Annotated in this window: 7 protein-coding genes; 3 read left to right on the forward strand and 4 right to left on the reverse strand. The window is 68.0% G+C overall.

Annotated features, from left to right (window positions below; genetic code table 11):
* Positions 1-119 precede the first annotated feature (119 nt).
* Both AC3A4E_RS14085 and AC3A4E_RS14090 read left to right on the forward strand, forming a co-directional pair.
* Positions 120-2,108, forward strand: coding sequence for an acetyl-CoA hydrolase/transferase C-terminal domain-containing protein (locus AC3A4E_RS14085; protein ID WP_487632124.1), 1,989 nt, complete (start codon positions 120-122; stop codon positions 2,106-2,108).
* A gap of 64 nt (positions 2,109-2,172) precedes the next feature.
* Complete coding sequence (locus AC3A4E_RS14090; RefSeq protein WP_487632125.1) at positions 2,173-2,490, forward strand: BolA family protein; 318 nt, start codon at positions 2,173-2,175, stop codon at positions 2,488-2,490.
* Positions 2,491-2,664: 174 nt separating this feature from the next.
* Here the strand turns inward: AC3A4E_RS14090 and tkt are convergent, their stop codons facing one another.
* Both tkt and AC3A4E_RS14100 read right to left on the reverse strand, forming a co-directional pair.
* A complete protein-coding gene (gene tkt / locus AC3A4E_RS14095) occupies positions 2,665-4,653 on the reverse strand; it encodes a transketolase (protein WP_487632126.1) in 1,989 nt (662 codons plus the stop codon).
* 98 nt (positions 4,654-4,751) lie between these two features.
* Positions 4,752-6,104 (reverse strand): dicarboxylate/amino acid:cation symporter, encoded by a 1,353-nt coding sequence (locus AC3A4E_RS14100; protein WP_487632127.1) that lies wholly within the window; start codon positions 6,102-6,104, stop codon positions 4,752-4,754.
* 110 nt (positions 6,105-6,214) lie between these two features.
* Here AC3A4E_RS14100 and recQ point away from each other — a divergent pair, with 110 nt between their 5' ends.
* Positions 6,215-8,047: a DNA helicase RecQ gene (gene recQ, locus AC3A4E_RS14105; RefSeq protein ID WP_487632128.1), complete on the forward strand. Its 1,833-nt coding sequence runs from the start codon at positions 6,215-6,217 to the stop codon at positions 8,045-8,047.
* A 73-nt stretch (positions 8,048-8,120) separates the two neighbouring features.
* Here recQ and AC3A4E_RS14110 read toward each other — a convergent pair whose 3' ends face one another.
* Together AC3A4E_RS14110 and AC3A4E_RS14115 are read right to left on the reverse strand one after the other, a co-directional pair.
* Positions 8,121-8,966 (reverse strand): outer membrane protein assembly factor BamE, encoded by an 846-nt coding sequence (locus AC3A4E_RS14110; protein WP_487632129.1) that lies wholly within the window; start codon positions 8,964-8,966, stop codon positions 8,121-8,123.
* 70 nt (positions 8,967-9,036) lie between these two features.
* Positions 9,037-19,218 carry an ESPR-type extended signal peptide-containing protein gene (locus AC3A4E_RS14115; RefSeq protein ID WP_487632130.1) on the reverse strand — a complete coding sequence of 3,394 codons (10,182 nt, stop codon included), beginning with the start codon at positions 19,216-19,218 and terminating at the stop codon, positions 9,037-9,039.
* Positions 19,219-19,689: the final 471 nt, after the last annotated feature.

The raw sequence follows: 19,689 nt of genomic DNA on the forward strand, positions 1-19,689 counted from the left end.
TGGGATGCGGTCCACGCGGCAGCCCGCCGGTCCACCCGGTGCTCGCCGGACAGTGCGCAGCCCCTGCAGGTCGCGCAGGACCGGCCCCGGATTCACGTCGTGCTGCGTATCCTCGACGGATGACAGAATTCGTCGATTCCATGGAACACGCGGTCGAGCGGATCGAACGCCATACGCAGGGCCCCTTGCACGTCGGCGTACCGCTCGGCATCGGCAAACCGCACCGTCTGCTCAACGCGCTCTTCGATGCCGCCATCGCGAACCCCGCGCGCCCGTTCACCCTCTACACCGCGCTGTCCCTCGATCCGCCGTCTGCCGGCGACGACCTCGAAGGCCGCTTCATCGGGCCCTTCGCCAAGCGGCATTTCGGCGAGGATTTCGTGCGGCTCAAGTATGTGGATGCGCTGCGCCGCAACGCGTTGCCGCCGCATGTCGAGGTCGAGGAGTTCTACATGCAGTCCGGCGCGATGCTGGGCTCCCGCCAGGCGCAGCGCCGCTACGCCAGCCTCAACTACACGCATGTGGCGCGCGCGCTCGCCGACCGCGGCGTCAACGTGCTGGTGCAGAAGGTCGCCGCCAACGACGACGGCTCGCGGTTCTCGCTGTCGTCCAACACCGATCTGACGTTCGATGCGATCGATGCGCTCGTGGCGGCCGGCCATCCACGGCCGCTGGTCGTGGGCGAAGTCGATCCCGCGCTGCCCTGGCTCGACGGCACCGCGGCGGTGGACGCCGCGTTCTTCGACGTCGTGATCGCACCGCCACCGCCCTACCCGCGTCTGTTCGGCCTGCCGCGCCAGCCGGTGTCGGATGCCGACTACGCGATCGGCTTCTACGCCAGCACGCTGGTGCGCGACGGCGGCACGCTGCAGATCGGCATCGGTGCACTCGCCGATGCGCTGTGCCATGCACTGGCGCTGCGCCACACCGACAACGCGGCGTACCGGCGCGTGCTGCACGCGCTCGATCCCGATCTCGCCACCCATCGCACCGTGCAGGCCGTCGGTGGACTCGACCCGTTCGAGACCGGCCTCTACGGCTGCAGCGAGATGATCAACGAGGGCTTCAAGCGCCTGGTCGAAGTGGGCGTGATCAAGCGTCGTGTCGTCGACAAGGCGGGGCTGATGCGGCGCGCCAACGACGGCACGCTCAGTGCGCTCGACCGCGAGCTGATCGACCGCGACGGTGAATTCCTGCACGGCGCGTTCTATCTCGGCTCGCCGGATTTCTATGCCTGGCTGCGCGGACTCGACGACGAGACCCGTCGCGGCATCGGCATGAAACGCGTCGGTGAGGTCAACGAGCTCTACGGTCTCGACGAAGGTCTCGAGCGCCTGCAGCGACGCGATGCGCGTTTCTTCAACAGCTGCATGATGGCGACCGCGCTCGGCGCGGCGGTATCCGACGCGCTGGAGGACGGCCGCGTGGTGTCCGGCGTCGGCGGCCAGTACAACTTCGTCGCGATGGGCCATGCATTGCCAGACGCGCGCTCGGTGCTGCTGCTGCGCGCCGCGCGCGATGCGGGCGGCGGCCGCGAGGCCAACATCCGCTGGAATTACGGCCACACGACGATCCCGCGGCATCTGCGCGACGTCTACATCACCGAGTACGGCATCGCCGACATCCGCGGCGCGACCGACGAGGACTGCACCCGCGCGATGGTGCGCGTCGCCGAAGCCCCGCATCAGGCCGGACTCGTGAAGCGTGCGCAGGCAGCCGGCAAGCTCGATGCGCGCTTCGTCGTGCCCGAACCCTGGCAGCGCAACACGCCGGACACGCTGCGCACGTTGCTGGCGCCGCTGCGCGCCGACGGCAGCCTGCCCGACTACCCGCTGGGCAGCGATTTCGATGTCGTCGAACAGCGCCTGCTGCGTGCACTGGCCTGGCTGCGCACGCAGACCGCGACGCGACGCGGGAAACTCGCGACCGTGTTCGACGCGCTGCGCGCAGGCATCGGCGACGACACGCCGGCACTCGCGCGCATGCGGTTGCAGGCGCCCAGCGGCCTCAATGAACATCTGATGGCGCGGCTGGTGTCGCTCGGACTTAGCCGCACTGAGCGTCCCAGTGCGCCGCAGGATGTGATCGCGCCGACATCCGCTGCCTGAGGCACGGTTGCGAACGCGCAGTGCGCCTCCATCTCGTTCGACGACACCCGTGCAGGACCCGACCATGACCACCCGCGCCGACCAGCTCCGCGATGCGCTTGCCGCACTTGAGCCCACGCACCTCGATGTCGAGGACGAAAGCCACATGCACAGCCGCGGACTGGAAACGCATTACAAGGCGGTCGTGGTCAGCGCGGCGTTCGACGGCAAGCGTGCGCTGCAGCGTCACCAGGCGGTGTATCGCGCGCTCGGCCCACAGATGCAGCAGATCCACGCACTGGCGCTGCATACGTTCACGCCCGAGGAATGGGCAGCCGAAGTGCAGGTGCCCGATTCGCCGCATTGCCGGGGTGGAAGCAAGCACGACAAGCCGGCGGCTTGAGGCAGCGCCCGCGCAGAACGGACGCAGCGAAGTGGGCCCCGTCCTGCGTGCGTGACCCGGAACCCCGCACCGGTGGCACTCAAGCGCACCGCATCATCGCGATGGGAAAGATGTCCATGAAAAAGCCCGCTTGCGCGGGCTTTTTCGTTCACTGCTGCAGATCGCAGCCTCCGATCAGAGCGCCTTCGCCGCCTCGACGATCTTCTCGACCGTGATGCCGAAGTGCGCAAACAGCTTGTCGGCCGGTGCCGAGGCGCCGAAGGTGTCGATGCCGATCACGGCGCCGTCGAGACCCACGTAGGCGCGCCAGAACGGGGTGACGCCGGCTTCGATCGCGACGCGCTTGCGCACGGCGTTCGGCAGCACGGATTCGCGGTACGCCGCGTCCTGACGATCGAACACGTCGGTCGAGGGCATCGACACGACGCGCACGTTATCGCCCAGCTGTTCGGCAGCCTGGGTCGCCAGACCGATCTCCGAACCGGTCGCGATCAGGATGATCTCGGGCGTGCCGACCGAATCCTTCAGCACGTAACCACCGCGCGCGATGTCGGCGACCTGCGCCGCGTCGCGTGCCTGGTGCGGCAGATTCTGGCGCGAGAAGATCAGGCAGCTTGGGCCGTCCTGACGGGTGATCGCCGACTTCCACGCCACCGCCGATTCGACGGCGTCGCACGGACGCCACACGTCGTTGTTGGGGATGTAGCGCAGCGACGCGAGATGCTCGACCGGCTGATGGGTCGGGCCGTCTTCGCCGAGACCGATCGAATCGTGCGTGTAGACGTGGATCGCGTGCGCCGGAATCAGCGCGCTCATGCGCACCGCGTTGCGTGCGTAATCGCTGAAGACCAGGAACGTCGCGTCGAACGGAATGAAACCGCCGTGCAGGGCGAGGCCGTTCGCGATCGCGCTCATGCCGAACTCGCGCACGCCGTAATAGACGTAGTTCGCGTTGGCATCGGTGCTGGCTGCGGACGTGCTGCCCTTCCACAGAGTCAGGTTGGAATGCGCCAGGTCGGCCGAGCCGCCGATGATTTCCGGCAGCAGCGGCGCGAACGCTTCGATCGCCATCTGCGAGGCCTTGCGCGAGGCGATCGTCGGGCCGTCGCTCTGCAGCTTGGCGATGAAGGCATCGGCCGCTTCGACGAAGCCGTCCGGCAGGTCGCCGTGCGAGCGGCGCACCAGTTCAGCAGCGAGGTCCGGGTACTTGGCCTGGTAGGCATCGAACTGCTGGTTCCACTCCGACTCGCGCACCTGGCCGGCTTCGACCGCGCGCCAGCCGTCGCGCAGTGCCTGCGGCACGTCGAACGGTCCGTGGTTCCAGCCGAGCGCGGCGCGCGTGGCATCGGATTCGTCCTTGCCCAGCGGCGCGCCGTGCGAGGACTCTTTGCCGGCGCGGTTGGGCGAGCCGAATCCGATCGTCGTGCGGCAGCACACCAGCACCGGCTTGTCGTCTTCGGCGGTGGCGGCTTCGATCGCGCGTGAAATCGCGTCGGCATCATGGCCGTCGACGTCGCGGATCACGCGCCAGCCGTAGGCCTCGAAACGCGCCGGGGTGTCGTCGGTGAACCAGCCTTCGGTGTTGCCGTCGATCGAGATGCGGTTGTCATCCCAGAACGCGACCAGCTTGCCCAGGCCCAGCGTACCGGCGAGCGATGCGGCCTCGTGCGAGATGCCTTCCATCAGGCAGCCGTCGCCCATGAACACCCAGGTGCGGTGATCGACGACGGCGAACTCGGGACGGTTGAAGCGCTGCGCGAGCAGACGCTCGGCGAGTGCGAAGCCGACGGCGTTCGCGAAGCCCTGGCCCAGCGGACCGGTGGTGGTTTCGACGCCGGGCGTCTCGTGGCGCTCCGGGTGACCGGCGGTCTTGCTGTGCAGCTGGCGGAAGTTCTTCAGCTCTTCCAGCGGCAGGTCGTAACCCGACAGGTGCAGCAGCGCGTAATGCAGCATCGAGCCGTGGCCGTTCGACAGCACGAAACGGTCGCGGTTGAACCACTGCGGATTCGCCGGGTTGTGGCTGAGGTGATCGTTCCACAGCACTTCGGCGATGTCGGCCATGCCCATCGGCATGCCGGGATGGCCGGATTTGGCGGCATCGACGGCGTCGATGGCGAGGAAACGGATGGCGTTGGCGAGTTCGCGACGGTTCGACGTGGTCATGGGCTCGGAGACGGGCGGCAGCGGGCGGGAGCCGCCAATTGTCCCACGAGCGCCGCGCCGCTGCCCGGCGGATGTCCCGGCAGCGGCGTGATGCGACCTCAGGCCGGGCGCGGCAGCGCCTGGTCGGTCACCGGTTCGGCGTCGTCGTCCTCGTCCGCTTCGCCGCGGCCGATCACCACCGAGCCGACCATGTCGCCGCCGATGTTGACCGTCGTGCGGCACATGTCGAGGAAACGGTCGACGCCGAGGATGATGCCGATGCCCTCGGGCGGAATGCCGAACATCACCAGGATCGTCGCGATCACCGGCAGCGAGCCGCCCGGCACGCTGGCCGCGCCGATGCCGCCCATGATGCACATCACCAGGATCATCGCCTGCTGCAGCAAGGTGAGTTCGATGCCGAACAACTGGGCGAGGAACAGCACGGTCACGCCCTCGTAGAGCGCCGTACCGTTCATGTTGACCGTTGCGCCCAGCGTGCAGACGAAGCGCGCCACGCGCCGCGGCACGCCGAGGTTTTCCTCCGCGGTCTTCAGCGAGGTCGGCAGCGTGGCCGCGCTCGACGAGGTGGAGAACGCGGTCAGCAGCGCCGGCTGGGATTTCTTGAATACCTCCAACGGCGAGCGCCGTCCGAGCACCGCGATCAGCAGCGAGAACGTGCCGAAGAAGTGCAGCGCCAGCGCCAGCACTGCGGTCAGTACGAACCAGCCGAGCTGCACCATCAAGCCCAGGCCCATGCGCGCGGTCAGCGTGAACAGCAGCGCGGCCACGGCGTACGGCGCCAGACGGATCACCCAGTCGATCAGCTTCAGGCTGATGTCGTAGATGCCCTGCACCGCGCCGACGAAGCTGCGCGTGCCCGGCGAGTTGACCACCGTCGCGGCAATGCCGAACAGCAGCGCGAACACCATCACCGCGATCAGATCGGTCGCGGCGGCGGCGGCGATCGGGTTGCGCGGCACCATGTTGAGCAGCATGTCGACGAGGCCGATCTTCGCCGGCTCGGCGATCGTGGCGCCCGTAGCGACGGAGTCCGACAGCATCGCGTCACGCAGAGCGGGGTCGATGCCCGCGCCCGGCTGGATGATCGACACCACCACCAGACCGATGATTACCGCGATAAAGGTCGTACCGAACACCCACACCAGCGTCTTGCCGCCGAGACGGCCGAGCGCGCGCGGATCGCCGATCTCGACCACGCCCAGGATCAGCGCCGAGAACACCAGCGGCACCACCAGCATGAACAACAGACGCAGGAACAGTTGGCCGACCGGTTCGGTGACGTACTGGATCAGGCCCTCGACCCATCCGGAGAACGCGGGCGGGACGCCATCGACGGTCAGATGGCCGGTCAGCAGGTTGATCGCCAGACCGGAGATCGCGCCGATGAGGAAGCCGATCAGCATCTTGGTATGAAGCGGCATGCCGCCGGATCCGGGCGTCGAGGTCATGCGGGGGTCCTGCTGGAAGATCGCGCAGCTTAACAAACACCATCCGGGCGGCCGGAAATCCGACCTGCGCGCGCGACCGGCGCGCGCCGGACAGCCGGTATCCTTGTGCGATGTCTTCTTCTCCAGATGCCGCCGCGCTCGAGGTCCTGCAGCGCGTGTTCGGCCATGCCGCGTTCCGCGGCGAACAGGCCGCGATCGTCTCGCATGTCGCCGCCGGCCAGGATGCGCTGGTCCTGATGCCCACCGGCGGCGGCAAGTCCATGTGCTTCCAAGTGCCCGCCCTGCTGCGCGACGGCGTCGCCATCGTGGTGTCGCCACTGATCGCGCTGATGCAGGACCAGGTGGACGCGCTGCTGCAGTCGGGCGTGCGCGCGGCGTTCCTCAATTCCACGCTCGACGGCGAGACCGCGCAGCGCGTGGAGCGCGAGCTGCTGGCCGGTGAACTCGACCTGCTGTACGTCGCGCCCGAGCGTCTGCTGACCCCACGCTTTCTGTCGCTGCTCGACCGCGCACCGCTGGCGCTTTTCGCGATCGACGAGGCGCATTGCGTGTCGCAATGGGGCCACGACTTCCGCCGCGAGTACCGCGAGCTGACGATCCTGCACGAGCGCTGGCCACACGTGCCGCGCATCGCGCTGACCGCGACCGCCGATCCGCCGACCCAGCGCGAGATCGCCGAGCGCCTGCAACTGGAAGACGCGCGCCGCTTCGTCAGTTCCTTCGACCGGCCCAACATCCGCTACACCGTGGTGCAGAAGGAAAACGCCAAGCGCCAGCTGCTCGATTTCGTGCAGTCGCATCGTGGCGAAGCCGGCATCGTCTACTGCCTGTCGCGGCGCAAGGTCGAAGAAACGGCCGAGTATCTCGCTGGCCAGGGCATCGACGCGATTCCGTATCACGCCGGCATGGACGCGGAGCTGCGCGCGGCCAACCAGCGACGTTTCCTGCGCAGCGACGGCGTGGTGGTGGTCGCGACGATCGCGTTCGGCATGGGCATCGACAAACCCGACGTGCGCTTCGTCGCGCACACCGACCTGCCGAAATCCATCGAGGGCTACTACCAGGAAACCGGCCGCGGCGGCCGCGACGGCGAGCCCGCCGATGCGTGGATGTGCTACGGCCTCGGCGATCTGGTGCTGCTGCGGCAGATGATCGAACAGTCCGAATCCGGCGACGAACGCAAGCGGCTCGAACACCGCAAGCTCGATTCGCTGGTCGGCTACTGCGAGACGATGCGCTGCCGTCGCCAGGTGCTGCTGGCGAACTTCGGTGAGGACTACGCGGCCAAGGGCGCAGGCCAGCCCTGCGGCAACTGCGACAACTGCCTCGACCCGCCCGCCGCGTGGGACGCGACCGTACCCGCGCAGAAGGCGCTCAGTTGCGTCTACCGCAGCGGCCAGCGTTTCGGCGCCGCGCACATCATCGACATCCTGCGCGGCAGCGAAAGCGAGCGTATCCGCCAGTTCGGCCACAACCAGCTCAGCACCTATGGCGTCGGCACCGATGTCGACGCGCGCGTCTGGAAAAGCGTGCTGCGCCAGCTGGTCGCGCAAGGCCTGCTCGATGTCGACGCCGAAGGCTATGGCGGCCTGCGCCTGACCGAAGCCAGCCGCGGCGTGCTCAAGGGCGAGACGCAGGTGATGCTGCGCAAACCAACGAACACGAAGGAGCGCTCACGGACCACACGCGCCGCGACCGGCGCCGACATCGACCTCGCACCGGCCGACCGCCCGCTGTTCGAATCACTGCGTGCATTGCGCGGCCGCCTGGCGCGCGAGCAGAACGTGCCCGCCTACGTGATCTTCCACGACGCCACGCTGCGCGAGATCGCACGGCTGCGGCCGATCAGCCACGGTCAGCTCGGCGGTATCGGCGGCGTGGGCAGCGGCAAATTGGAGCGCTACGGCGACGCCGTGCTGGAAGCAGTGCTGGACGCTGATTAGACGAAAGCCCCGCCTCCGTGCATACCGGAGGCATGCGCGGAAGACGGGGCCGTCGTCGCCGGAGTCCGTCAGGTCAGCGCTGGCCGCTGACCTGGATCTCCACCCGCCGGTCCGGCCGCAGGCATTCGATCAGACCGGTGCGGGGCAGACCCGCATCGCAACGGGTCACCGGCTGGGTCGAACCGCGACCGTAGGCGGTGATGCCGGCAGCCGGAACGCCGTTCTCGACCAGCAGATGCCGGACGGTATCGGCGCGCTGCTCCGACAGCTGCTGGTTGTACGCCGCATCGCCCAGGCGATCGGCATGGCCGACCACGGTGATGCGCACCTGTCCCGCGTCGTTGAGGCTGGCTGCAAGCGCGGCCACTTCGTTGCGCCCCTGCGGCAGGATGTCCTGCACGCCGGAGCGGTCGAAGGCGAACAGTGCATCGGCCGACAGCGTATGCGTGACCGGTTCCACCGCGGCCGCCACAGGTGCGGGTGCAGGTGCTGCGTTGAGCGTGTCCAGGCAGGCGGGGCCGTCCCAGTGGATCGACTCGACCTGGTAGCGTCCCGCATCGCGCCCGTAGTTGAGCTGGTACTGGCACGTGACATGGGTGTCCACGCCGGTGCGGAAGTTGAACACGTAGTTCCAGCGCGAGACGCCTGCAATGCCTTCGCTGAAGTGCGGATTGCCCAGCAGTGCTCGGATCTGGTTCTTGCTCATGCCGCGCCCGATCTGGCGCAGGTTGGCAACGTTGACGAAATCACCGTCGCGCAACCAGGCGCGGTCCATCGCGGGGAATTCGGTCCCGCCGACGACGCCCTGCACCGGAACCTCGCCATCGGGGAGCGTCACGTCGGACGCGTGGGCAAGCAGTGCGGACATCGACAGCAGCGCAAGCGCGAGCGGCTGCCGGATCATGGTGTTGTGTGACATCTGAGTCATTCCTTTCGATTCGAATCCAGCGATGCCGCCGCTCCGGTCTGGCCGGAGCGGCGGCGCCTGATCACTTGCTGCCGAGCACGCCGCTGACGCCGATGTAGCCGCCCGCGCCGTCACGATTGGTGGAGAAACCACCTTCCAGGCTCCAGCGGCCGTTGTCGGCCGTCCGCCGCAGGCTCACACCCAGCGCGCCCTGGTCCTTGTAGGCACCGAAGCCGGCGTAATAGGTGGTCGCACCTGCCACGTAAGGCGCCTGGCGCATGGCCATCGCGGTGGCCACACCCGAGTTGATGTTCTTCTCGAGGTCATCCACGCGCTGGTTCATCTGCCACATGTCGCCCTGGATCTGGTTGAAGCGCTGGTCGGTGTAGTCGTTCGCGGTGACCACCGCGCTTCTGACACCGGCATTGAGCTGGTTGACGTTGACCGCGTCGGTCCCCGCCATGCCCGGCGCCACGCCGCTGATCGTGCGATTGCCGACATTGACCTCGCCGGCCGAGTCGCTCTTGCCCACGTAGGCGGCGTCGTAACCGGTCTGGGCACCGACAGTGGTTGCCGATCCCTGGCCCAGCGCCACGCTGTTGCCGTGGGTCGCCTGCGCACCCTGACCGACTGCCGTGCTGTTCGCACCGCTGGCGACCGACTGGTTGCCCAGCGCGGTGGCGTTCGCACCGCTGGCTTCTGCGGCGATGCCGCCTGCTGCAGAGTTCTCACCGGTCGGTGCCGGCGGCACGAAGCTGGCGTCCTGGCTGACCTGGAACGGACCGGAAGCGCCGTTCTCCAGGTTGGTCACCCGCGCATCGTTGTCGATGACGGTGCCCGCCAGTTCGTTGAGCTGACCGACGTTGACCGCATCCGTGTCGGCCACGCCCGCGGCCACGTTGCCGATGACCTGTCCACCCGCATCGATGCCGTCGACGGTCACGCTCGGACCGCCTTCGATCACCAGACCGGTGTCGCCCAGATGCACGTTGTCGCCGACGCGCACGCCGTCCGCATCGATGACCGTGTCACCAGCCGTGATGCTGTCCACGTCGAGGTCGCGGTTGAGGGTGATCTCGATCTGGCCGTTGTTGTCCGCACCGGTCTGGGCCACGCTGATGTTGCCGTCGCCGGTGAAGTTCACCGTGCCGTTCGGTCCGATGTTGGCGTCGTTGCCGTTGGCATCGGTGGCCGTCCAGCCCGCATTGGCTGCCTCGTTCGCCGACCGGATCGCATCGTCGATGTTGTCGTGGCCGGTGCCACCGATGTTGCTCGTGGTGATGGTGCCGTCCGGGTTGAGGACAGCATTGCCACCGATGATGGTGGTGATCGAATCCCCCATCCCGTGCAGCTGGCTGCCGTTCACCGCTTCCTGGCTGCCCGCGCTGATCTCGCCCGCCGCAACGCCGGTGATCACCAGACCCCCTGCGTGGATGCCGCTGACGGTGACGCTCGGGCCGCCCGCGATCACGAGACCGGTGCTGCCCAGATGCACGTCGGTGCCGATCGCGACGCCGGTGGTGTCGATGAACGTGTCGCCCATGGTGACGCTGTCCAGATCCAGATCGCGGTTGAGGGTGATCTCCACCACACCGTCCTGGTCTTCACCGGTCTGTGCAACGCCGAGGTTCTGGTCACCGCTGAAGGTCACCTGCCCGTTCGGGCCGATGTTCGCCAGATTGCCGTCCGCATCGGTCACGTTCCAGCCTGCGTTCGCGATCTGGTTCACCAGGTCCAGCTGCTCTTCGGTTGCCGCCCGGCCGGAGCCGTCCGCGAATCCGGGATAGCTGATGGTCCGGTTGGTCAGGCCAGCGATCGTGCCGCTGTCGCCGCTGATCACGATCGGGCTTGCACCGCCGACCGAGATCGCATTGCCGCCGATCGAGGTCGTGCCGGTACCGTCGGTCACCGCCACCGCACCTGCGCCGATGGCCGTGCTGTTGCCGTCGGCATCCGTCAACGCCACCGTAGCTGCACCCACTTCGGTGCTGTTGCCATCTGCATCGGTCGTCGTGGTGCCGGTCGCCGCGACCGTGGTCGTGTTGCCGTCTTCGTCCACGACCGCCACGCCCGCGTTGTTCACGACCGTATTGCCGGTGGTCAGGCTGCCGTTCTCGCCCAGATCGATGTTCTCGGCCAGGTCGAAGGTCACGTCGTTGCTGGTGTCGCTCTTGGTGACGACGATGTTGCCGTCGGCATTGCGGAGGTCGACGCGGTTGCCCGTCGGGCTGTTGACGCCGACGTTCGTGGCGTTTGTGCCCTGCGCGCTGACGTTCCAGCCCGCATTGGCGACCTCGTAGACCTGACCGAGCTGCTCCTGGGTCGCCGCCACGCCGCCGGTGTAGGTGGCGCCGGGATCGAACGTGGTGTTGGTCAGGCCACCGATCGTGCCGCTGTCGCCACTGATGACGATCGGGTTCGCGCCGCCGACCGAAACGGCGTTGCCGCCGATGGTCGTGGTGCCGGCGCCATCCGTTACCGCCACCGTACCTGCGCCGATGGCCGTGCTGTTGCCCGCGGTATCGCTCAACGCCACCGTCCCTGCACCCACTTCCGTGCTGTTGCCGGCTGCGTCGGTCGTCGTGGTGCCGGTCGCCGCCACCGTGGTCGTGTTGCCGTCTCCGTCCTCGACCGCCACGCCCGTGTCGTCCATGACGGTGTTGCCGGTGGTCACGCTGTCGAGATCGAGATCGCGGTTGAGCGTGATCGCAACCACGCCCGCATCCTCCTCGCCGGTCTGCGCCACCGTCAGGTTCTGGTCTCCGGTGAAGAGCACCTCGCCGTTCGGGCCGATGTTGACCGTATTGCCTTCCGCGTCCGTGACGTTCCAGCCCGCGTTCGCGGTCTCGTTGACCTGCGCCAGCTGTTCCTCGGTCGCTGCACGGCCGCTGCCGTCGGCGAACTCGGGATAGGCGATCGTCTGGTTCTGCAGGCCGCCGATCACACCGGCGTTGCCGTCGATCACGATCGGATTGTCGCCGCCCACCGAGATCGCGCTGCCGCCGATCGTCGTCGTGCCGGTCCCGTCGGTCACCTCCAGTGTGCCCGCACCCACCGTCGTCGCAAGATCGCCATCAACCACCGCCAGGCCGCCCGCATCGAGCGTGCTGCCGTCCGTGCCGTCGCCGATCGTCAGACTGCCGTCTTCCGTCAGCGCAATGTTGTCGGCCAGCTCGACGATCAGGCCGTCCTCGCCGTCATTCCGGGTCACGCCGATGTTGCCGCTGGCGCCGCCTTCAATGGACAGCGTCTCACCCAGATCGCGATGCACGACCTCGCCGTCGTTGCCCACGAAGTTCAGGCCGGCACCCGTCAGGTCGTTGCCGACCTGGGCCAGCTGGTCCTCGGTCGCGGCCTGGCCGCTGGTGAAGGCGTCCGGATCGAACGCGGTGTTGGTCAGGCCACCGATCGTGCCGCTGTCGCCACTGATCACGATCGGGTTTGCGCCGCCGACCGAGATCGCGTTACCGCCGATCGTCGTCGTGCCGGCGCCGCCGGTCACAGCTACCGTGCCTGCGCCGACGCTCGTGCTGTTGCCGGCGCCGTCGTCCACCACCAGACCGTCGGTGTCGAGCACCGCATCGCCGGTGGTCACGCTGTCGAGATCCAGATCGCGGTTGAGGGTGACCTCGATCACGCCGTCCTGGTTATCACCCGTCTGGGCAATGGAGATGTTCTGGTCGCCCTGGAAGTCCACCGAACCGTTCGGCCCGATGTTCACCTGGTCCTCGCCTTCGCCACTCAGGTTCCAGCCCGCATTGGCGGTCTGGTTCACCAGGTCCAGCTGCTCCTCCGTCGCCGCGCGGCCGGTGCCGTCGGCGAAGTCCGGGGAGTCGATCGTCTGGTTCTGCAGCCCGCCGATCACGCCGGCGTTGCCGTCGATCACGATCGGACTGGTGCCGCCGACCGAGATCGTGCTGCCGCCGATCGTCGTCGTGCCGGTCCCGTCGGTCACCTCGAGCGTGCCCGCACCCACCGTCGTCGCGAGATCGCCATCAACCACCGTCAGGCCGCCCGCATCCAGCGTGCTGCCGTCCGTGCCGTCGCCGATCGTCAGACTGCCGTCTTCCGTCAGCGCGATGTTGTCGGCCAGCTCGACGATCAGGCCGTCCTCGCCGTCATTCCGGGTCACGCCGATGTTGCCGCTGGCGCCGCCTTCAATGGACAGCGTCTCACCCAGATCGCGATGCACGACCTCGCCGTCGTTGCCCACGAAGTTCAGGCCGGCACCCGTCAGGTCGTTGCCGACCTGGGCCAGCTGGTCCTCGGTCGCGGCCTGGCCGCTGGTGAAGGCGTCCGGATCGAACGCGGTGTTGGTCAGGCCACCGATCGTGCCGCTGTCGCCACTGATCACGATCGGATTGTCACCACCGACCGAGATCGCGTTGCCGCCGATCGTCGTCGTGCCGGCGCCGTCGGTCACCGTCACCGCACCTGCGCCGATGGCCGTGCTGTTGCCGTCGGCATCCGTCAACGCCACCGTAGCTGCACCCACTTCGGTGCTGTTGCCATCTGCATCGGTCGTCGTGGTGCCGGTCGCAGCCACCGTGGTCGTGTTGCCGTCTGCGTCCACGACCGCCACGCCCGCGTTGTCCACCACGGTGTTGCCCGTGGTCAGGCTGCCGTTCTCGCCCAGATCGATGTTCTCGGCCAGGTCGAAGCTCACGTCATTGCTGGTGTCGCTCTTGGTGACGACGATGTTGCCGTCGGCACTGCGGAGGTCGACGCGGTTGCCCGTCGGGCTGTTGACGCCGACGTTCGTGGCGTTGGTGCCCTGTGCGCTGACGTTCCAGCCTGCATTGGCGACCTCGTAGACCTGACCGAGCTGCTCCTGGGTCGCTGCCACGCCGCCGGTGTAGGTGGCGCCGGGATCGAACGTGGTGTTGGTCAGGCCACCGATCGTGCCGCTGTCGCCACTGATGACGATCGGGTTCGCGCCGCCGACCGAAACGACGTTGCCGCCGATGGTCGTGGTGCCTGCGCCATCCGTGACCGCCACCGTTCCTGCGCCGATGGCCGTGCGGTTGCCGGCGTTGTCGTCCACCACCAGGCCATCGGTGTCGAGCACCGCATCGCCAGTGGTCACGCTGTCGAGATCCAGATCGCGGTTGAGGGTGATCTCCACCACGCCGGTCTGGTCTTCACCGGTCTGTGCAACGCCGAGGTTCTGGTCACCGCTGAAGGTCACCTGCCCGTTCGGGCCGATGTTCGCCAGATTGCCGTCCGCATCGGTCACGTTCCAGCCCGCGTTCGCGGTCTGGTTCACCAGGTCCAGCTGCTCCTCCGTCGCCGCGCGGCCGGTGCCGTCCGCGAATTCCGGATAGTTGATGTCCTGGTTCTGCAGCCCGCCGATCACGCCGGCGTTGCCGTCGATCACGATCGGACTGTTGCCGCCGACCGAGATCGTGCTGCCGCCGATCGTCGTCGTGCCGGCGCCGTCGGTGACCGCCACCGTACCTGCGCCCACTGCCGTGCTGTCGCCTTCGGCGTTGGTCACCGTGGTGCCGGTGGCCGCGACCGTGGTCGTGTTGCCGTCTTCGTCCTCGACCGCAACGCCCGCGTTGTCCACAACGGTGTTGCCGGTGGTCAGGCTGCCGTTGTCGCCCAGGTCGATGTTGTCGGCGAGGTTGAACGCCAGATCCGTGCCGTCGCGCGCGATGACGATGTTGCCGTCGTCGTTGCTGAAGTCGACCGAAGCTCCCGGGGTCACGGCTGCGCTGTCGCCGCCGTTCGCACTGATGTCCCAGCCGCGATTGGCCACGGCTTCGACGTCGCGCAGCTGGCCGAGGTTGACCGCATGATCATCGGCGCTGCCATCTCCCAGGCCGGTGATCTGCTGGCCGCCCATGTCGATGCCAGTGCCGTCGATGACCGGACCGCCATTGCTGATGGTGATGCTGTCCACGTCGGTCAGGTCACGCGCCATGACCAGGTTCAGCTGGTTGCCGTCGCTGTCCACGCGCAGATTTGCGCCGGAACTTGCCGCGCCTGCAGCCAGACCACCCGAGACGGTCAGCGGCGTGTTGTCGCCGAGCGCCTTGCTGATGGTGGTGCCGGTGTTGCCGGCGAAGCCCAGGCCATCAGCGCGGGTGGCGATTTCCGAACCGTTGTAGGTGACATCGCCCGCGTTGTTGACGACGAAGTTGTCGCCCAGGCGGGTTTCGCCCGCCACCGTCAGGTTGCGGGTGACGATGCGATCGCCGTTGATGACGGTGTCACCGACGGTGATGCTGTTGCCGATCTCGAGGTTGTCGGCCAGATCGAACGTCAGGTTCGTGCCGGTACGTGTGATCTCGATGTTGTTGTCGGTGTTGCTGAAGTCCACCGCGCCGCCCGGTGCGACATTGGCAACCGCGCCACCTTCGGCGCTGACGTTCCAGCCCTGCCCCACGTAGTTCAGCGCGCTCTGCACGTTGTTGTAGGTGTTGCCCCGGACCGAAAGGCTCGCGGTGACCGCATGCGTGTCCGGGTTGTAGGTCGAATTGCCGCCCAGCGCAGCGGCGACGCTCCTGCCGGCGGTATCGAGGTTGTCAGCAAGCGCGTTGACCGCCTGGTTGGTCCCGAACAGCTGGCTGCCATTGATGGCATCGGTACTGGTCGCGTCGACGCGACCCGCTGCCACGTTGGTGATGGTGCGCTCGGCGCCGGGCGCGCCCACGCTCACCGTGGCCACGGGCGACGTGCCGGCGTAGGTGTAGGTCACCTTGTCGACAACCGCATTGGGGGTACGGATCGCGAGCGCGGTGATGGCATCGCTGCCCAGCGCAACCGAGCCTGCATGCAGGGCCCGCGCACCCTGACCGAACGCGGACGCGTTCTGGGCCGAAGCCTCTGCACCGCGGCCGAAAGCAGCAGCATTCAAAGCCGACGCATTCGCACCCGAACCGACCGCAAGCGCGTCGGTGGCGGTGGCGGCTGCGCTCTGGCCGATTGCAGCTGCGTTCAATGCGGTGACGCGGGCGTCGGCGCCCACTGCCAGTCCGTTTTCCGCGGCGGCCGTTGCTGCCGCGCTCTCGCCGATGGCGATGGCGGATTGCGCGCGGGCCTGGGCTTCGACACCGAGCGCCAGTGCGTTGAGATCGTCTGCCCGCGAGTTGTCACCGATGGCGATGCTGCCATGGTTGCGGAACGCGTTTTCGGGCACATCGACGACGAAGCCGGACACCGCGCCGGTACCGATGGCGACGCCGTCGATGGCGTAGCCGCGCGAGTCGGTACCGGTGGCGATGGCGTTGTTTCCGGTGGCCTGTGCACGGGTGCCGCTGGCCTGGGCATTGACGCCGGTGGCTGCGGCGTCCGTACCGCTGGCCTGGGAGCGCACGCCGCCGGCGTAGGCACGCGTGCCGAAGGCCTGGGCGTCGTCCGCATCACCGTGCGCCTGGTAACCGTGGGCGACCGCACGCACTTCGGACGCGAGCGCGTCTTCACCGATGGCAATGCCGTTGTCGGCCGTGGCTTCCGCGTCGGTGCCGATCACGATGGCGTTGTCCACGGTCTGCCCCGTCTTGGGATCGGCTTCGGCGCCGGTGCCCATGACGATGGAGTTGCGGCCCTGGCTGACGGCCTGCTGGCCGATCGCCACGCCGCCGGCATCGTAGGCATGGCTGCGATTACCGAGCACGGTGGTGTTTTCCGCGCGGGCGCTGACGTCGTAGCCGATGGCCACACCGTTGTGCGCACCAGCGTTCACGCGCGCCGCGTGCCCCACCGCCAGCGACGAATTGGCGCTGGCGACTGCGGCCGGACCGATCGCCATTGCGTCGTTGCCGGTGGCGCCGTCGTTGTCCCGGTTGGCGGACACGGTGGTGTTGGCGCTGACGTACTTGACGCCGTTTTCCGCGACGGCCTCGTTGAGTTGCTGGACGTTGACCGCGTCGGTCGCACGGGAGCCAGCCGCAACGTTGCTGATACCGCCGTCCGTGTTGTAGCGCACTGCATCGACCGGAAGAATGTCGACCTCGCCACTGGTGACCGCGCCAATCGCCTCGACGATGGTGGCGAAGCTGGCAGTACCTCCTCCTGCAACGTTAACGACGATGGGGCTGTAGGTACCGTCATCGTTGAGAGTGACGCCACCACCAACGAGAGTTGCAACCGACTGTTGTGCGCCTTGCAGCTGCCGCACGTTGACCGCATCGAAACCCTGCGCACCGTCCGCGACGTTGACGATGCGACGCTGGAACGCTTCGCCCGGATTCGAATTGCCGACGGACACGGCCGTGCCGGTCGCTGCGGAGCCGGTCAGGTAACCGCTGCCGGTCACGTCGGAATTCCGCGCCGCCGAATTGCGGCCCAGCGCGATGTGGCTGCCTTCGGCCGTGGCGTGTGCGCCGAGCGCAACGCCGTTTCCGCCAGCGTAGGCGTCCTTGCCCAGCGCCAGGGTCTCGCTGCCTTCAGCGTGAGCGCCGCTGCCCAGCGCGACCGAGTCACTCCCCGCCTGCGTCCTGTCACCGATTGCGATCGCCTGCGCACGTTCCCCGGCGCCGGAGTTGGCGTTCACGCCAACGGAGATGTTGTTGTTGCCCGCAAGTCCAAGCCCGGACTCGGAGCCGATCGCGATGTTCTTGTCGCCCACGACGCCCGACCCGGCGCTGTAGCCGAGCGCGGTGTTCTGGTTGCCGGTGACGTTCTGTCCGGCCCGGGTACCGATGGCGACGTGATCCGTACGGTCACCGGCAGCGTTGCCCTCCGTACCGACGCCCGCGCCGGTACCCAGGGCGATGCTGTCCGCCGTGCCGGCATAGGCACCTGCGCCTGCGGCAATCGCATTGCCGGCAATCGCCCGGGCCTGGCCGATCGCGATGCTGCTGCCGCCGGAGGCGCTGGCGCCATGGCCCAGCGCAGTGGCGCTGCCGCCGCCGGCGAAGGCGCTGGCGCCGACGGCCGTTGCATTGGCGGCACTGGCATGTGCCGCGTGGCCCGCCGCGATCGCACCGCTGCTTTCCAGACCGCTGATCTGCGCGTCGGTACCGATCGCCATCGCGTCGCGCACGCGCTCGTTCTCGACACGTGCGCCATCGCCGATCGCCAGGGTGCTGTTGCCGCTGGCCTGGCTGTCGCGACCGATGGCAATGGCGCCGTCACCGTCGGGGACCGCGCCGGCATCGGTGCCGGCCGTTGCGCGCTGACCCAGGGCAATCGCGCCCTCGGCAGTCAGCGCGGTGGTGGCGCCGTCGCCGGCAGCGAAACTGCTGACGCCTTCCGCCACGGTGTTGGGGCCGATGGCGACGGACTCGTCGCCCAGTGCCCGGGAATCGGGCTGTGCCGAACGCGCGCGGAAATACCGGACGCCGCCCGCACCCTCCTCGATGAACAGATCGAAGATCTGGCTGCCCGTCACTGCGTCAGTGCTGGTCGAGGTCAGCGCGCCCTCGGCGATGTTGGTGATCCTGTTGCCACCGGCATCGATGCCGGTGCCGGTCACGCTGACGGGACCATTGGCACCGCCGGTGATGGTCAATCCGTTGGTGTCGAGCCTCGCGTTGCCGGTGGTGATGCTGGTCACCGTCAGATCCGGGGCAAGGGTGACCGTCACCGCGCCTGCATCGTCGGGGCCGGTCAGCGCCACGCTGATGTTGCCGTCGCCCGCGAAGGTCACCGTGCCGCCGGGGCCGATATCGGCCGTGTCGCCGTCCGCGCCGACGGTCCAGCCGGCGCCGGCTGCGACGGCTGCGGCCTGCGCGATCGCCGCGGCATTGGCAGCGGCGTCAGCAGTGGACTGCGCGCCGGACGCCGCCGTGCGCACCACATCGAGCTGGCCGAGGTTCACCGCGTGGCCGCTGGCGGTACCGTCGGCGACGCCGGTGATCACACGATTGCCGGCGTTGATGCCGCCCAGCGTCACGCTCGGGCCGCCGGTGATGGTCAGGCCGTTGGTGTCGAGCCGGCTCTGGCCGGTGGTGACGCTGTCGACGGTCAGGTTCGGATCGAGCGCGATCTCCAGCCTGGCGTCATCGGCCCCGCCGGTCAGCGCCACGGTGATGTTGTCGCCTCCCACCACCGCCACCGTGCCGCCGTCGCCGATCTGCGCGGCGGTGTCGCCGTCGGTCACGGTCCAGCTGGCGTCCTGCGCCCATGCCGCCGATCCCGCAACACCTGCCAGTGCCATCAGCGAAGCGAACGCTGCGACCATGCGCCTTCTACGCAGCGGAGCGGCAGCGCCTGCACCCTGCACGACGCCGCTGCTGTCGCTGCTCGCGAACTCCGACGCCACGACCAACTGGCCCAGCGCTTTGTTCCAGACCTTGCTGTGGATTCTGTTCATGTGTTGCGGACTCCTGATGACTCTGGGATAGGTGGGACGACGATCAAAAGCGACCCGTGTTTTCCGACGGACATGGGTCGTCGTCGGAACCCGACGACGACCGCTCGAACTTCTGTCTGGAATGGCGCTCCGCAGGCCGCCGCACCCGTCGCGACGACAGGGTTGATGACCGGCAATTCCAGGGGGGCAGTCACCTGGGTGACCGCGGATGCTGCTTGATACGTCACAAGGTGACGCGATCAGACGGCGCGACGATTCGCACATCCACGCGCGCGTTTACGCACGCGGCGTACTGCGCCACGTCACGACTGGGGGCGGATCTTAGTCACACTGCAGGTGTGATACACGCACTTGAAATCACCGAAACTCACGCGCGGTGAGGATTCGCGGGTCCTGTCGTATCCGTCGGGTCGCGGCTGCCGTCGCGATGTCGCATGATCGCCGGCTCCCGACTGCTGCCCTGCATGCCAC

The organism is Luteimonas sp. Soil_N_1, from assembly GCF_057656255.1.

What these genes read in the sequence shown, in the direction of transcription:
- AC3A4E_RS14085 (WP_487632124.1), top strand. Translation starts at nt 120, where the DNA reads ATGACAGAATTCGTCGATTCCATGGAACACGCGGTCGAGCGGATCGAA.
- AC3A4E_RS14090 (WP_487632125.1), top strand. Translation starts at nt 2,173, where the DNA reads ATGACCACCCGCGCCGACCAGCTCCGCGATGCGCTTGCCGCACTTGAG.
- tkt (WP_487632126.1), bottom strand. Translation starts at nt 4,653, where the DNA reads ATGACCACGTCGAACCGTCGCGAACTCGCCAACGCCATCCGTTTCCTC.
- AC3A4E_RS14100 (WP_487632127.1), bottom strand. Translation starts at nt 6,104, where the DNA reads ATGACCTCGACGCCCGGATCCGGCGGCATGCCGCTTCATACCAAGATG.
- recQ (WP_487632128.1), top strand. Translation starts at nt 6,215, where the DNA reads ATGTCTTCTTCTCCAGATGCCGCCGCGCTCGAGGTCCTGCAGCGCGTG.
- AC3A4E_RS14110 (WP_487632129.1), bottom strand. Translation starts at nt 8,966, where the DNA reads ATGTCACACAACACCATGATCCGGCAGCCGCTCGCGCTTGCGCTGCTG.
- AC3A4E_RS14115 (WP_487632130.1), bottom strand. Translation starts at nt 19,218, where the DNA reads ATGAACAGAATCCACAGCAAGGTCTGGAACAAAGCGCTGGGCCAGTTG.